Below are 14,841 nucleotides of genomic sequence, written 5' to 3'. Positions count from 1 at the left end.
GGGAGAGCGGGCGCTCAGCAGCCCCAGCGCAGCGCGGGCGTCGAGACCGGCGCGTCCCACAGCCCCAGCAGCTCCTCGTCGACCTGGCAGATCGACACCGAGCAGCCCGCCATGTCGAGCGAGGTCACATAGTTACCGACCAGTGTGCGCGCGACCGGGACCTTGCGTTCGGTCAGGGCCCGGTGCACCTCGGCGTTGAAGCCGTACAGCTCCAGCAGCGGCGTCGCGCCCATCCCGTTGACCAGCACGATCACCGGTCCGTCCGGCTGAAGGTCCTCCACGACCGCGTCGACCGCCACATCGGCGATCTCGCCGGACGTCATCATGGCCCGGCGCTCGCGCCCCGGCTCGCCGTGGATGCCGATGCCCAGCTCCAGCTCGCCGCTGGGCAGGTCGAAGGTCGGGGTGCCCTTGGCGGGCGTGGTCACGGCGCTGAGCGCCACGCCGAAGCTGCGCGAGGACTCGTTGACCCGGCGGGCCACGGCCGCCACCCGGTCGAGCGGCGATCCCGCGTCGGCCGCGGCGCCCGCCAGCTTCTCCACGAAGAGCGTCGCACCGGTACCGCGCCGTCCCGCGGTGAAGAGGCTGTCGACCACCGCCACGTCGTCGTTGACCAGGACCTTGGCGACCTGCACGCCCTCGTCCTCCGCCAGCTCGGCGGCCATGTCGAAGTTGAGCACGTCACCGGTGTAGTTCTTCACGATGAACAGCACCCCGGCCCCGCTGTCGACCGCGGCGGCGGCCCGTACCATCTGGTCCGGCACGGGCGAGGTGAAGACCTCGCCGGGACAGGCGGCGTCCAGCATCCCGCGTCCGACGAATCCGCCGTGCAGCGGCTCGTGCCCGGAACCACCGCCGGACACCAGACCGACCTTCCCCTCGTACGGCGCCCCCCGCCGCACGATCACCCGCCGCTCGACGTCGACGGTCAGCTCCGGATGCGCCGCCGCCATCCCGCGCAGCGCGTCGGCGACCACGGTCTCGGCGACGTTGATCAGCATCTTCATCAGTACCTCCTGAGAAGGTCGGCAGTGCGGCGCCCGGGGGCCCTCGTCCAGGTCAAGGGGCCGGACGCGGTTCGGGGACCGCCTTGCCCGGTCGGCCCACGGCATGCTCCGGCCGGGCTGTCGCGTCTCCCCCCAGTATCGCCGCATACGCGCCGCACAGCGCGTTCCGCACCCGTGTGCTCAGGTGAGCGGGGCGGTCAGGGCGCGGAGACCGGGATCCAGGGGGTGGCGCGGAAGGCGGCGCTCGGGGTCAGGGTCTCGCCACGCACGGTGACCGCGGGTCCGGTGGCGACCCGCGCGCAGGCGGTCTTTCCGCCGGCGGTACGGCCGAAGGCGTGGGTCAGGGGCGGGGCCGGAGTCGGGCGCGGGGTGGCGGTGGCCGCCTCGCCGCCGTAGGGGTCCCGCGTCGCGTCCCCTGACGGGTCGCCGTCGTCACCACCCGTGACCCCCGCCGTGGAATCCGCGGAGTCCGTGGGGCCCGTGGCGTCCGTCGGATCGTCGGGCTTGCCGTCGATCGCCCGGGAGTCCGTGACGGTCAGCGGGAGGTCGGCCGCGATGGCGGCGAACAGGCGGCGGCCGGAGTGCGAGACGACCACGCGGTCGGGATCCTCCGGATCGGGCATGTTGGGCATGGTGACGAACGCGATCCGCGCCGACGGCACCTTGCGCAGGTCGTCGATCAGGCCGACCAGCCGGGAGACGCTCCCGAGCCGGGTGTCCACGGTCAGCGCCCGGGTGGCCGCGTCCGCGAGGTCCAGCAGCGAGGCCGGGTCGGTGAACGTGCTGTTCTCGCGCAGCCGGTGGGCGAGCGCGCCGAGGAAGAGATGCTGCGCGTCCGTACGGCCGAGGTCGCTGCCGTCGCCGAACGCGTGGCGCGAGCGCAGGAACTGGAGCGCGGCCGTGCCCTGGAGTTCGTGCCTGCCCTTGGCCAGCTTCAGGTGCGAGTAGGAGTCGTACACATTGCGGTCCACGCAGACCGGGACGCCGCCGACCGCGTCGGACATCCGGACCACGCCCGCGAAGTCGGCCATCACGAAGTGGTCGATGGGGATCCGCGTGAGCGCGTGCACGGCCGCGACCGTACAGCCGGGCCCGTAGCGCAGCGTGGAGTTGATCTGGGCGTGCCGGGGCTCGGTGACACCGCCGTGCGGGTCGCGGCAGGCGGGCAGGTCGGTCACCGTGTCGCGGGGGATGCTGAGCACCGAGGCGTGCGAGCGGTCGGCGGAGATGTGCAGCACCATGCCCACGTCCGCGTTCTGCCCCGGGCCGCAGTCGCCGCCGAGCCGGCAGTCCTCCGGGTCCGCGCGGGTGTCGGAGCCGATCACCAGCACATTGATCGGGGTCCTGCCGAAGGCGTCGGCCCGCTCGGTGCCCGCGTCGCCGCCGACCCCGCCGAACAGGGGCAGGTCGCGGATGTTGCCGTCCAGGCGGAGGTAGAGGAAGGCGCCGGTCGCGGCGGTCAGCAGGACCAGGACGGAGACGGCGAGCGCGGTCACCCGCATCGTCCGCCGCCCTCGGTACCGCCGGACGCCGAGGGCTGTGGCGCCCGGCGCGGACGGCATGTCCTCCTCGGGGGCTTCCCCGCCTTCGGCTCCCGGTTCCCCTCCTTCGGCCACCGGTTCCCCGCCGGCCCCCGGCGGCCCGGTCCGGTCGTCCTCGTGGGGGTCGTCCTGCCCGTCGGCCATACGTGTGTGCGTCCCTCGCGTCCGTCCACGGACCGGTGGACACGGCGCCCACCAGCGAAATTGCAGTATCACCCACGGCGGCGGCGAATCCCGGCTGCCCGCGGGCGGGGTGTCGTGGACCGTCGCGGCACCCGGCCGCCCCCGTTCCCGCGCCGGGCTATCGGCCGTCGCCGCCCCTCGCACGGCCCTTCCGAATTTCTGGAACGCGTTCTACTGTGTGCGCCGGTATCGGGGCAGCGGCCGGCACCGCCGGTGCGTCCCGACGGGAGTCCCGAAGAGTTCAGGAGGGGCCGTGGACCTGGAATACACGCCCGAACAGCGGCGGCTGCGCGCCGAGTTGCGCGACTACTTCGCCGGTCTCGTACCGGACAACGCCTACGCCCGGCACGACGACCCCGCCGCACGCAAGGACTTCTACCGGCGGACGATCCGCGAGCTCGGCGCCGACCGCTGGCTCGGGATCGGCTGGCCCACCGAGTTCGGCGGACGCGGGATGACGCCGATGGCGCAGTTCATCTTCTTCGACGAGGCCGCGCAGGCCGGGGTGCCACTGCCGCTGATGGCACTCAACACCGTCGGTCCGACGATCATGCAGTTCGGCACCGACGAGCAGAAGGCGTACTTCCTGCCGAAGATCGTCGCGGGCGAGATCGACTTCGCCATCGGCTACTCGGAGCCCGACGCGGGCACCGACCTCGCCGCGCTCAAGACCCGCGCGGTGCGCGACGGCGACACGTACGTGGTCAACGGCCAGAAGATCTGGACCACCAACGGCGACACCGCCGACTGGGTGTGGCTCGCGGTGCGCACCGATCCGGACGCGCCGCCGCACAAGGGCATCAGCATGCTGCTGGTGCCGACCACCGACCCCGGCTACTCCTGCACGGTGATCAACACCCTGGCCTCGCACGACACGACCGCCAGCTACTACGACGACGTCCGCGTGCCCGTCACCCGCAGGGTCGGCGAGGAGAACAAGGGCTGGCGGCTGATCACCACCCAGCTCAACCACGAGCGGGTCACGCTGGCCGCGCACGGCACCATGGCGATCCGCGCCCTGCACGACGTCCAGCGCTGGGCCGCCGACACCAAGCTCGACGACGGCCGCCGCGTCATCGACCTCGGCTGGGTCCGCGGCCGGCTGGCCCGCGCGCACACCCGGCTCGACGCCATGAAGCTGCTCAACTGGCAGATGGTGGACGCCCTCCAGCGCGGCACCCTCACCCCGCAGGACGCCTCCGCGGTCAAGGTCTACGGCAGCGAGGCCCGGCGGGACGCGTACGCCTGGCTGATGGAGGTGACCGCGGCGGCCGGACCGCTGAAGGAGGGCTCGGCGGGCGCCGTGCTCCACGGCGAGCTGGAACGCGGCTACCGCAGCGCCGTCATCTTCACCTTCGGCGGCGGCAACAACGAGATCCAGCGCGAGATCATCTCCTGGATCGGCCTGGGCATGCCGCGCGTCCGCCGCTAGGACCTGACCGGCGGGCGCCCGGCTGTTCGGCCCCCGTCGGGGCGCGTGCCCGTGGCGGTCCGGCGGGTCGGAGCCGTCACCCGGCCGTCGGTCCGACTGGTGGGGCCCGGCGCCCGTCACCCGTCACCCGCCCGGCGGGCCGCGGCTTCGCGAGTCCGCGGCCGTTTTGCCCTGATGCGCTGTGCCGCTTGTCGGCGGTCGCGGCCATACTGGGACCGGGGAAGCACCGAGGACCACGGGGGCGGCGGCACGCGATGGCGGCTGGACATCACGACGGACACGACCAGGGACATCCACAGGGACACGGCCAGGGACGCGAACAGACCTACCAGCAGGGGCGCGAGCAGGGACACGGACCGGGACGCGGGCAGGGGAACGGCCCCGAGGGACTGGGGACCCTCATCCAGGGGCGGTACCGGCTGCACGAACTGATCGGCCGCGGCGGCATGGGCGAGGTCTGGCGTGCGCTGGACGAGTCGCTGGGCCGCCGGGTCGCGGTGAAGTGCCTGAAACCGGTCGGCCACGCGGGCGACGCGGGATTCACCCGCGTCCTCCAGGAGCGCTTCCGCCGCGAGGCGCGCGTCGCGGCGTCCCTCCAGCACCGCGGGGTCACCGTCGTGCACGACTTCGGCGAACACGACGGCGTCCTCTACCTGGTGATGGAACTGCTCGACGGCCGCAATCTGCTCCAGGTGCTGGACGACGCGCGGCGCCATCCGCTGCCGGTCCCCGACATCACCGACATCGCTGAACAGGTCGCGGACGCCCTCGCGTACACGCACACCCAGGGCATCGTGCACCGCGACCTGAAACCGGCCAACATCATGCGGCTCAGCGACGGCGCGGTGAAGATCTGCGACTTCGGCATCGCCCGGCTCGGCCACGACATCGGCTTCACCTCCCGGCTCACCGGCACCGGCATGGCGATGGGCACCCCGCACTACATGTCGCCCGAGCAGATCGGCGCGGTCTCCGAGGTCGACCAGCGCAGCGACCTCTACTCGTTGGGCTGCGTGCTGTACGAACTGGCCACCGGACGGCCGCCGTTCGACCTGGAGGACGCCTGGTCGATCCTGGTCGGCCACCGCGACACCGCGCCCGACCCGCCGCGGATGACGCGGCCGGAACTCCCCGCCGAACTGGACCGGTTGATCCTCGACCTGCTCGCCAAGGACCCGGAGGACCGCCCGCAGGACGCCGCTGACGTCGGCGGCCGGCTCAAGGCCATGCGGGCGGCGGCGGGCGCGGCCGCCGCCGAGCGTCCCTCGGCGCTGCCGTCCTGGGCCAGCGGACTGACCACCGGCTCCGCCGCGCGCTCCACCCGCGCGCACCGCATCCCCGACGCGCCGCACCACGAACTCACCGGCGCCTGGTCCACCCGCGTGGTCGTCGCCGCCGCGGGCCCCGACACCCTGGCCGCGCTCGCCGCCCGGCACACCGAGGGCATCGACCTCGGCCGGGTCGGCAACTGGCGGCAGGCGTACGACCTGCACACCTCCGTCGCCGCCGCCCGCGACCGCGCGCTCGGCACCGAGCACCCCGACACCCTGGCCAGCCGCCACGAGGCCGCCTTCTGCCTGGGCAGGCTCGGCCGCACCGAGGAGTCGCTGCGGCTGTACGAGTACATCTCGGACGTACGCCGCCGGGTCCTCGGCCCCGACCACCCGGACACGCTGGTGGCCCGGCACGAGGCCGCGTACGCGCTGGGCAGCCTCGGCCGTTACCTGGAGGCCCACCAGATCTACTCGGCCGTGCTGGCGGCGCGCGAGCGCACGGTCGGCGCGGACCACCCCGACACCCTGCACTGCAAGCACAATCTGGCCTTCAACCTGGGCCGTCTCGGCCGGACGGACGAGTCGTACGCGATGGCCGTCGAGGTCGCCGACGCCCGCGCGCGGGTGCTGGGCGCCGATCACCCCGAGACGCTGGTGACCCGCTTCGAGGTCGGCTACGCGCAGGGCCGCGCGGGCCGCTGGGCCGAGGCGCTGGCCACCTACCGCGACGTGGCCGCCGCGCGCGCCCGGGTGCTGGGCGCCGACCACTCCGACACACTGGCCGCGCGCTACGAGACCGGCATCTGCCTCGGACGGCTCGGCCGCAGCGGCGACGCCCTCGCGCTGTACGAGGAGTTGGTCGACGCCAGGACCAGGACCGGGGGCTCCACCGACGCCGAGACGCTGCGGGCCCGGCACGCGCTCGGGGTCAATCTGGGACGGCTCGGCCACTGGGACCGGGCGCTGGCCGAGGCGCGCGACGTGGCGGCGGTGCGCGAGCGGGTGCTGGGCGCGGAGCACCCCGACACCCTCGTCAGCAAGCGGGAGATAGCGGTGGGGCTGGGCTGGCTGGGACGCTGGTCGACCGCGCTCGCGGTCTACCACGAGGTCGCCGAGGCGCGCGAGCGCGTGCTGGGCGCCGACCACTCCGACACCCTCACCAGTCGCAACGACGAGGCGCACTGCCTGGAACAGCTCGGCAGGACCGCCGAGGCGCAGGCCCTGTACCGCCGTGTCTCCGCCCAACAGCAGGGCGCGCCCGAGCGGTTGTGAGCGGCGGGTCCGATCCGGTCCCGGCCCCTCGGCCCCGTCCTCAGCCGATCCGGAGGGTCGCGGCGGCCTTGTAGGTGCGCAGGACGGGCGCCGTCTCGATCCGCGCGATCGGGTCGAGCGCGACCTCGCGGGTCAGATAGCGGTGCAGTTCCTCCGCGTCCGCGCACAGCGCCTGCGCGACCAGATTCGTCGGCCCGGTCGTCGCCGCGACCATCGCCAGTTCCCGGTGCCCCGCCAACTCCGTGGCGACCGCGTCCAGATGCGCGGGCTTCACCTGCATCCACAGCAGCGCCGACACGGTCACGCCCAGCACCGCGGGTTCGATGTCCACGTCGAGGAAGAGCGCGCCGCGCGTGCGCAGTTCGGCGAGTGTGCGGGCGACGGTGGCGGCCGTGGAGCCGGTCGCGGCGGCGAGTTCCGCGTAGCTGATCCGGGCGTCGTCGCGCAGCGCGTCCAGCAGGAGGCGGTCGGAGCCGGTGAGGAGATACGGCGAGGCGTCCGGCTCCTCGGCGGCGCTCTCGGCGCGCAGCCGCGCCCGCTGTGCGGCGTCCAGGACACCGACCCGTCCGTGCCAGGCGGTCGGTCCGCCGACGTAGGTGTGCAGGAGGTAGTGCGCGGACACCGCGGTGATCCCGGCGGTACGGGGGATGTCGCGCAGCAGCAGCGCGTGCGCGTCGGGGCCCGCGGGCTGGGTGTGGATGATCGCGACGATCTCGGTGCCGCCCGAGGTCAGCCGTACCCACGAGGTGTCGGGGCGCCGCGCGAGGGCGACCGCGATGTCGTGCGCGGCGCGCGTGGCGGCGGTCAGCCGTACGAACCACTGGTGGATACCGGCGCTGCGCGGCGCGGGCAGCGCGACCACCCGGAGGCCCGCGTGCGCGTACAGGCGGCGGTAGCGGCGTACGACGGTCTGGGTGGAGCAGCCGAGGACGTCCGCGACGAGCGTGAACGGCGCCCGGCCGTCCACTTGCAGGGCGTGGATCAGGCCGCGGTCCAGATCGTCGAGTGCGAGCGCCTTCGTCATATCAGCCGACCTCGATGGAAGTAATCATCGAATTCTGCCACGGAAATGGAAGCGGGTGCCGTACGGGCGGGACGGTGGTGGTCGTCGGTCACGGGGCCGGGGCGTCGCGAGACGGACCACGCGCACGGACGACCAACCGCGCACCCGTACGCAGGGGAGAGGCATGTCCCGCAGCACAGGACACGAGACGCACGACACGTACGACCCGCACGGCGCGCCCGCCGTGACCGGGGGTCCCGGCACAGGTGAGGGACCGGCGGCCGGTTCCGTACCGCCGTCCGCGTACCCCTGGCGGTGGATCGCGCTGGCCGCCGTGCTGGTCGCGGAGGCGATGAATCTGCTGGACGCCACGATCGTGCAGGTCGCGGGCCCGGTCATCCACACCGACCTCGGCGGCGCGGCAGCGGCCATCCCGTGGTTCAGCGCCGCCTACACCCTCGCGTTCGCGCTCGGGCTGCTGACCGGCGCCCGGCTCGGCGACATCGCGGGCCGCCGCCGGGTCTTCCGGATCGGGGTGACGGCCTTCGCCGTCACGTCGCTGGCGTGCGCGCTCGCGCCGACCCCCGAGACGCTGATCGGACTGCGGGCGCTGCAAGGCGCGGCGGCGGCGCTGATCATCCCGCAGACCTTCGGCCTGATCCGCGCGATGTTCGACGGCGACGAACTGGCCAAGGCGCTGGGCACGATCGGCCCGGTGATGGGCCTGTCCGCGGTCCTCGGCCCGGTGCTCGGCGGGGTCCTGACGCACGCCGACCTGTTCGGCTCGTCCTGGCGCGCCTGCTTCATGGTCAACGTCCCGCTCGCGGTCGTCGTGCTGGCCGTCGCGCGACGGCTGCGCGAGGACCGCGCCCCGGTCCGGCCGCGCCTCGACCCTGCGGGGACGGCGCTGGCCATGGCGGGCACCGCGCTGGTGGTGTGCCCGCTGGCCACCGGCTCGCCCGGAGCGGCCGGATGGGCGGTGGCGGCCGTCGGCGCCGCCGTACTGGCGCTGTTCGTCGTCCACCAGCGGCGCACCGCGCGCGGCGGCGGGGCGCCGCTGATCGAACCGGCCCTGCTGCGCGGCCGTGCCTTCCCCGCCGCGCTCGCCACCTCCACGCTGTTCTTCGCCGTCATGAACGGCGTCATGATCACCGTGGTCCTCCATCTCGAACTGGGCCTGCGCCGCGGCCCGCTCACCGCGGGACTGACCATGCTGCCCTGGTCGCTCGGGCTGTCCGCGGGGTCGGTGGCCGCGGGCGGCCGTCTGGTCCCGCGCTACGGGACCCGCGTCATGCACGCCGGGATCGCCTTCCTCGGCGTCGGGATCGGCGGCGCGGTCCTCGCCTACCGGTCCGCCGCGCCCGACGCGTACCCGACGGCGCTGCTGTTCGCGCTCGCCGTCGCGGGCCTGGGCACCGGGCTGTTCACCCCGCCGTTCTTCACCACCGCGCTGAGCGGCGTCGGCCGGCAGGAGACCGGCTCGGCCGCCGGGCTGCTCAACGCCGTCCAGCAACTCGGCGGCACCATCGGCGTCGCCGTCATCGGCGGCGTCTACCTCGCGGGGGACGGCACACCGCGCGCCGCCGCGCAGGCCGCCCTCGGCACGGCCGCCGCGATCCTGGCGGCGACCGCGGTCGCGGCGGCGGTGATGACGGTGCGGCGGGGCGGCGAGGGCGGCGACAGCCGCTGATGTGACGGGGGGCGGCCGGGAGTGTCGCCGACGTGACGGGGGGGGGCGGCGGCCGGGAGCGCCGCTGATGTGACTGGGGGCGGCCGGGAGTGTCGCCGACGTGTGGCGCGCTCGGGCGTCGCGGCCCCGCGTGACGGGCGCGGGGTCGCAGAAATCTGACACCGCGTCAGAAAATCTCTTCCCTCTCCACACCGGCTGCGGCATCCTGCCCCCCATGGAGACCGAGCTGAGCACACGGCTGGGCATCGAGTACCCCGTCTTCGGCTTCACGCCGTTCCCCGCGGTCGCCGCCGCGATCAGCCGCGCGGGCGGCATGGGCGTCCTGGGCGCGGTCCGCTACTCCGCCCCCGACGAACTCGCCCGCGACCTCGACTGGTTGGACGGGCACACCGACAAACTGCCGTACGGCCTCGACGTCGTGATGCCCGCGAAGAAGGTCGAGGGAGTCACCGAGGCGGACATCGAGGCGATGATCCCGCCGGAACACCGCGCCTACGTCGAGGCGTTGCTGACCAAACACGGCGTCCCCACACTCGCCGCCGACGAGCGCGCGGGCTGGCGGATCACCGGCTGGATGGAGAAGGTCGCCCGCGACCAGCTCGACGTCGCCTTCGACTACCCGATCAAGCTGCTCGCCAACGCGCTGGGCTCACCGCCCGCCGACGTCGTGCGCCGGGCCCACGACCACGGTGTGCTGGTCGCCGCGCTCGCCGGCAGCGCCCGGCACGCGCGGCACCATCAGGAGGCGGGCATCGACATCGTGGTCGCCCAGGGCTACGAGGCGGGCGGCCACACCGGGGAGATCGCGAGCATGGTGCTCGTCCCCGAAGTGGTGCGCGCCGTCGACCCGTTGCCGGTGCTCGCGGCAGGCGGCATCGGCACCGGCGAACAGGTCGCCGCCGGGCTGGCGTTGGGCGCGCAGGGCGTCTGGCTCGGCTCGGTCTGGCTCACCGCCGCCGAGGCCGATCTGCACTCGCCCGCCCTCACCCGCAAGCTGCTCGCCGCGGGCTCGGGCGACACCGTCCGCTCCCGCGCCCTCACCGGCAAACCCGCCCGCCAGCTCCGCACCGAGTGGACCGACGCCTGGGAGGACCCGGCAGGCCCCGGCACCCTGCCGATGCCGCTCCAGGGCCTGCTGGTCGCCGACGCCGTCTCCCGCATCCAGCGCTACGAGGTCGGCCCGCTGCTCGGCACACCGGTCGGCCAGATCGTCGGCGCGATGAACCAGGAGCGCCCCGTCCAGGCCGTCTTCGACGACCTCACGCGCGGCTTCGAGCGCGCGATGGACCGGCTGAACCGTATCGCCGGACGCGGCGCGCGGGACGGCGCCGCCCCCGGCCCAGGGCGTGACCGGCGCTGACCGCCCGCACGCGCAGAACAGATCTGCTCCGGCAGACACGACCGCTGAGGAGGACCGGATGAGCACGTCCACGCCCAACGGCTTCTGGGCACAGGCCGAACAGGACCCCGGCCGTACCGTTCTCACCGCGCCCGACGGCGAGCAGTGGAGCGCCGAGCGGCTGCACGCGACGTCCAACCGGCTCGTGCACGGGCTGCGCGCGGCCGGATTGGAGCCCGGCGACGCCTTCGCCGTCGTCCTGCCCAACGGCGTCGAGTTCTTCACCGCCTATCTCGCCGCCTTCCAGGCCGGTTTCTACCTGGTGCCCGTCAACCACCACTTCGTGGCCCCCGAGATCGGCTGGATACTCGCCGACTCCGGCGCCAAGGTGCTCATCGCGCACGAGCGCTTCGCCGAGGCCGCCCGCGAGGCGGCCGACGAGGCGGGGTTCGCCTCGGACCGGCGGTACGCGGTCGGCGACATCGACGGCTTCCGCCCCTTCGCCGACCTGCTCGCGGGACAGCCCGCCACCGCGCCCGACGCCAGGACCAGCGGCTGGGTCATGAACTACACCTCGGGCACCACCGGCCGCCCGCGCGGCATCCGCCGCCCGCTGTCGGGCAAGCCGCCCGAGGAGACGTATCTCGGCGGATTCCTCGGGATCTTCGGGATCAAGCCCTTCGACGGCAACGTCCACCTCGTCTGCTCACCGCTCTACCACACCGCCGTGCTCCAATTCGCGGGCGCCGCCCTGCACATCGGGCACCCGGTGGTGCTGATGGACAAGTGGACGCCGGAGGAGATGCTGCGCGTCATCGACCGCTACCACTGCACCCACACGCACATGGTCCCCACACAGTTCCACCGGCTGCTGGCCCTGCCGGAGGACGTACGGGGGCGCTACGACGTGACGTCCATGCGGCACGCGATCCACGGGGCCGCGCCCTGCCCCGACCACGTCAAGCGGGCGATGCTGGAGTGGTGGGGCCCGTGCGTGGAGGAGTACTACGCGGCCAGCGAGGGCGGCGGCACCTTCGCCACCGCGCGGGAGTGGCTGAAGAAACCCGGCACCGTGGGGCGGGCCTGGCCGATCAGCGAGATCGCCGTCCACGACGACGCCGGGAATCTGCTGCCGCCCGGCGAGGTCGGCACCGTCTACATCAACATGAAGACCGGCGGCTTCAGTTACCACAAGGACGCGGCCAAGACCCGGTCCAACCGGATCGGCGACTTCTTCACCGTCGGCGACCTCGGCTATCTCGACGAGGACGGCTACCTCTTCCTGCGCGACCGCAAGATCGATCTGATCATCTCCGGCGGCGTCAACATCTACCCCGCCGAGATCGAGGCCGCTCTCCTCACCCACCCCGCCGTCGCCGACGCCGCCGCTTTCGGCATCCCGCACGACGAGTGGGGCGAGGAGGTCAAGGCCGTGGTCGAGGCCGCCCCCGGACACGAGCCGGGACCGGCGCTCGCCGACGACATCCTCGAACACTGCGGCCGGAGACTGGCCGGGTACAAGCGGCCCAAGACCGTCGACTTCGTCGCCGAGATGCCCCGCGACCCCAACGGCAAGCTCTACAAGCGACGGCTCCGCGAGCCGTATTGGGCCGAGCGCGAACGCCCGCTGTGAGCGGCCCGCGGCACCGTAGCCTCGGCGTATGGGTGAGATTCTGAACGTCGAGGCGAACGGTGTGCGGCTCGCCTACGAGGTGGCCGGTCCGGCGGACGGGCCGCCGCTCCTGCTGCTGCACGCGCTGGGCGAGGACCGTACGTCCTGGCGCGCGGTGTCGGACGCGCTGGCCGCCGACGGCTGGCGCGCGTACGCGCCCGACCTGCGCGGCCACGGCGCGAGCGAACACCCCGGCGCGTACTCCTTCGAGCTGCTGCGGGAGGACGTGCTCGGCTTCCTCGACGCGCTGGGACTGCGGCGGGTGACGGTGGTCAGCCACTCGCTGGGCACGTTCGCCGCGTCGCTGGCGGCCATCGCGCGGCCGGACGCCGTACGGCGGCTCGTACTGGAGGAGGGCCCGCTGCCCTTCCCCGCCGACCCGCCGCGCCCCGTCCCGACCGAAGCCCCCGAGGAGCCGACCCCGTACGACTGGCGTCTGCTGCCCGCCGTCGCGGCGCAGCGCAACGACCCCGACCCGGCCTGGTGGCGCGACCTCACCGCGATCACCGCGCCCACCCTGCTCGTCGCGGGCGGCCCGAGCAGCCACCTGCGCCAGGACCAGCTCGCCCGGGTCGCGGGCCGCATCCCCGACTGCCGCCTGGTCACCATCGAGGCCGGTCACATGATCCACGACGACCGCCCGGCCGAATTCCTGCGCGAGGTGCGGGCCTTCCTGTCCCCGGTCCCGGCCGGTCGGCCGGCGGACGGGGCGCGGGGCTGAGGTCCGACGGGTACGGTCGGCGCCTTCCGGCGACGGGGGCCGCGCCGCCTGACACCGTGACCGACGGGCGGCGTGGCCGTCGTGGGTGCCCGGTGCCGTCGTCCGGCGGCGGTCAGCCGGTGACGCGGGCGGCGATCGTACGGGCGCAGGCCAGCGACGGCGTGCGGCTGGTGTCGACCTCCAGGTCGTAGCGCACACCGCGGTGGACGAGGTCGGCCTGGGAGCGGGCCATGCCGGTGACGCGGTCGCCGCGGGCGGCCTCGCGGGCCGCCGCCACCTCGGGGTCGCAGCGCACCCCGACCCACAGGACGTCGAGGCCGGTCAGGGCGGTGCGCCAGCGCTCCTGGGAGTCGGGCCCGCCGAGGAAAACCTCGTCCACGACGATCCTGGCCCCCGCGCGGGCCATCGCCCCGATGCCCCGCGCCCAGGCGATGTCCAGCAGCCGGAAGTCGTCGCCGACCGACACCGAGCCGTCGGGTCCGAAGCCGATGCCGCCCTCGGGGTCCTCCGAGGTGCGCATCGCGGCGGGCAGCGCGTCGACCAGGGTGTCGCAGCCGAAGGTCAGCCAGGGCCGCGGCAGCACATCTTGCAGGCAGCGGGCGATCCTGGACTTCCCGGAACTCGATCCGCCGTTGAGAATGATCACCTCAGTGGACATCCCGACACGGTAGGCGCGGCGAGGGGAACCGGCGAGTGGATATCGGCAGCGGCCCGGACACGGGCTTCGACGGCGGCTCCGGCAGCGGTTCCGGGTCGGCGGACACCACCCGCGTCATGACCTGGAATCTCTGGTGGCGGTTCGGGAACTGGCGCGAGCGGCGGGACGCGATCGTGCGGACGCTGGCCGACGTCCGGCCGGACGTCGTGGGCCTGCAGGAGGTGTGGGGGAGCGCGGACGAGAATCTGGCCGGGTGGCTGGCGGACGAGCTGGGCATGGAGTGGGCCTGGTCGCGCGCCCCGGTGCAGGACCGCTGGCACGGGCGCAACGGCGGTGACACCACCGTCGACGTCGGGGTCGCGGTGCTCAGCCGCCACCCGATCCTGGAGACCGCCGAGCGTCGGCTGCCCGCGGACGCCGCCGCCGACGACGGCAAGACGGCGCTGCACACGCTGATCGACGCGCCCGGCGGCCCGCTGCCCTTCTTCACCACCCACCTCAACTCCGGGGCCGCCGACTCCGCGGTCCGCTGCCTCCAGGTGCGGGAGCTGGCCGCCTTCGTGGCCGAGCGGTCGACCGGCGGGCATCCGCCCGTCGTCACCGGGGACTTCAACGCGGAACCGGACTTCGACGAGATCCGGCTGATGGGCGGCTACCGGACGGCGCCCGCCGTTCCGGGGCTCGTGCTGGTCGACGCCTGGCGGTTCGCCGACCCCGCCCTGCCGAACGGCACGTGGGACATCACCCAGCAGGACGCCGCCAACTTCGGCAACCGGCCCACCTGCCTCGACTACATCTTCGTCGGCATGCCGACGGCCGGGGGCACGCGCGGCGCCGTCCAGCGCGCCCACCGGGCCGGTGACCGTCCGGTCGACGGCGTCTGGCCCTCCGACCACGCGGCCGTGGTCGCCGACCTGGCCCAGGGCGCGGCGACCGGCGGCCGACCGGACCCGCGCTAGGTGTATTGACCTGGAGGGTTGTTGACGCGGGTGATGGGTGGCTGGCCGCCGAGTGCGGTGTGGGTGCGGTGGTGGTTGTAGGTGTGGAGG

11 protein-coding genes are annotated in these 14,841 nt (G+C 73.9%); 7 read left to right on the top strand and 4 right to left on the bottom strand.

Features of this window, described 5'->3' with window-relative positions; genetic code table 11:
- Positions 1-14: 14 nt before the first annotated feature.
- Together dhaK and ACIOC1_RS31805 are read right to left on the bottom strand one after the other, a co-directional pair.
- A complete protein-coding gene (gene dhaK, locus ACIOC1_RS31810; RefSeq protein WP_401857542.1) occupies positions 15-1,007 on the bottom strand; it encodes a dihydroxyacetone kinase subunit DhaK in 993 nt (330 codons plus the stop codon).
- 197 nt (positions 1,008-1,204) lie between these two features.
- The gene (locus tag ACIOC1_RS31805) at positions 1,205-2,692 is read right to left on the bottom strand and encodes an LCP family protein (RefSeq protein ID WP_401857539.1); all 1,488 of its coding nucleotides are present in this window, start codon (positions 2,690-2,692) and stop codon (positions 1,205-1,207) included.
- A 292-nt stretch (positions 2,693-2,984) separates the two neighbouring features.
- Here ACIOC1_RS31805 and ACIOC1_RS31800 point away from each other — a divergent pair, with 292 nt between their 5' ends.
- Both ACIOC1_RS31800 and ACIOC1_RS31795 read left to right on the top strand, forming a co-directional pair.
- Positions 2,985-4,163: an acyl-CoA dehydrogenase family protein gene (locus ACIOC1_RS31800; protein ID WP_355343944.1), complete on the top strand. Its 1,179-nt coding sequence runs from the start codon at positions 2,985-2,987 to the stop codon at positions 4,161-4,163.
- 254 nt (positions 4,164-4,417) lie between these two features.
- Positions 4,418-6,709, top strand: a complete 2,292-nt coding sequence (locus ACIOC1_RS31795; protein ID WP_401857536.1) for a tetratricopeptide repeat protein — start codon at positions 4,418-4,420, stop codon at positions 6,707-6,709.
- 40 nt (positions 6,710-6,749) lie between these two features.
- Here the strand turns inward: ACIOC1_RS31795 and ACIOC1_RS31790 are convergent, their stop codons facing one another.
- Positions 6,750-7,733 (bottom strand): Lrp/AsnC family transcriptional regulator, encoded by a 984-nt coding sequence (locus ACIOC1_RS31790; RefSeq protein ID WP_401857533.1) that lies wholly within the window; start codon positions 7,731-7,733, stop codon positions 6,750-6,752.
- A 163-nt stretch (positions 7,734-7,896) separates the two neighbouring features.
- Between ACIOC1_RS31790 and ACIOC1_RS31785 the strand changes: the two genes are divergently transcribed.
- From ACIOC1_RS31785 to ACIOC1_RS31770, 4 genes are all read left to right on the top strand, one after another.
- The gene (locus tag ACIOC1_RS31785; RefSeq protein ID WP_401857530.1) at positions 7,897-9,402 is read left to right on the top strand and encodes an MFS transporter; all 1,506 of its coding nucleotides are present in this window, start codon (positions 7,897-7,899) and stop codon (positions 9,400-9,402) included.
- A gap of 214 nt (positions 9,403-9,616) precedes the next feature.
- On the top strand, positions 9,617-10,762 hold the full coding sequence (locus tag ACIOC1_RS31780) for an NAD(P)H-dependent flavin oxidoreductase (protein WP_401857527.1): 1,146 nt from the start codon (positions 9,617-9,619) through the stop codon (positions 10,760-10,762).
- Between the two features lie 58 nt (positions 10,763-10,820).
- Positions 10,821-12,374 carry an acyl-CoA synthetase gene (locus tag ACIOC1_RS31775; protein WP_401857524.1) on the top strand — a complete coding sequence of 518 codons (1,554 nt, stop codon included), beginning with the start codon at positions 10,821-10,823 and terminating at the stop codon, positions 12,372-12,374.
- Between the two features lie 28 nt (positions 12,375-12,402).
- On the top strand, positions 12,403-13,134 hold the full coding sequence (locus ACIOC1_RS31770) for an alpha/beta fold hydrolase (RefSeq protein ID WP_401857521.1): 732 nt from the start codon (positions 12,403-12,405) through the stop codon (positions 13,132-13,134).
- A gap of 112 nt (positions 13,135-13,246) precedes the next feature.
- Here ACIOC1_RS31770 and cpt read toward each other — a convergent pair whose 3' ends face one another.
- Positions 13,247-13,792 carry a chloramphenicol phosphotransferase CPT gene (gene cpt, locus ACIOC1_RS31765; RefSeq protein WP_401857519.1) on the bottom strand — a complete coding sequence of 182 codons (546 nt, stop codon included), beginning with the start codon at positions 13,790-13,792 and terminating at the stop codon, positions 13,247-13,249.
- 116 nt (positions 13,793-13,908) lie between these two features.
- Here cpt and ACIOC1_RS31760 point away from each other — a divergent pair, with 116 nt between their 5' ends.
- Positions 13,909-14,751: an endonuclease/exonuclease/phosphatase family protein gene (locus ACIOC1_RS31760; RefSeq protein ID WP_401857666.1), complete on the top strand. Its 843-nt coding sequence runs from the start codon at positions 13,909-13,911 to the stop codon at positions 14,749-14,751.
- The last annotated feature ends 90 nt before the right edge of the window (positions 14,752-14,841 follow it).

It is taken from the genome of Streptomyces sp. NPDC088197, from assembly GCF_044741185.1.
Classification (GTDB): Bacteria; Actinomycetota; Actinomycetes; order Streptomycetales; family Streptomycetaceae; genus Actinacidiphila.
This window is presented reverse-complemented; position numbering and strand designations above follow the sequence as displayed.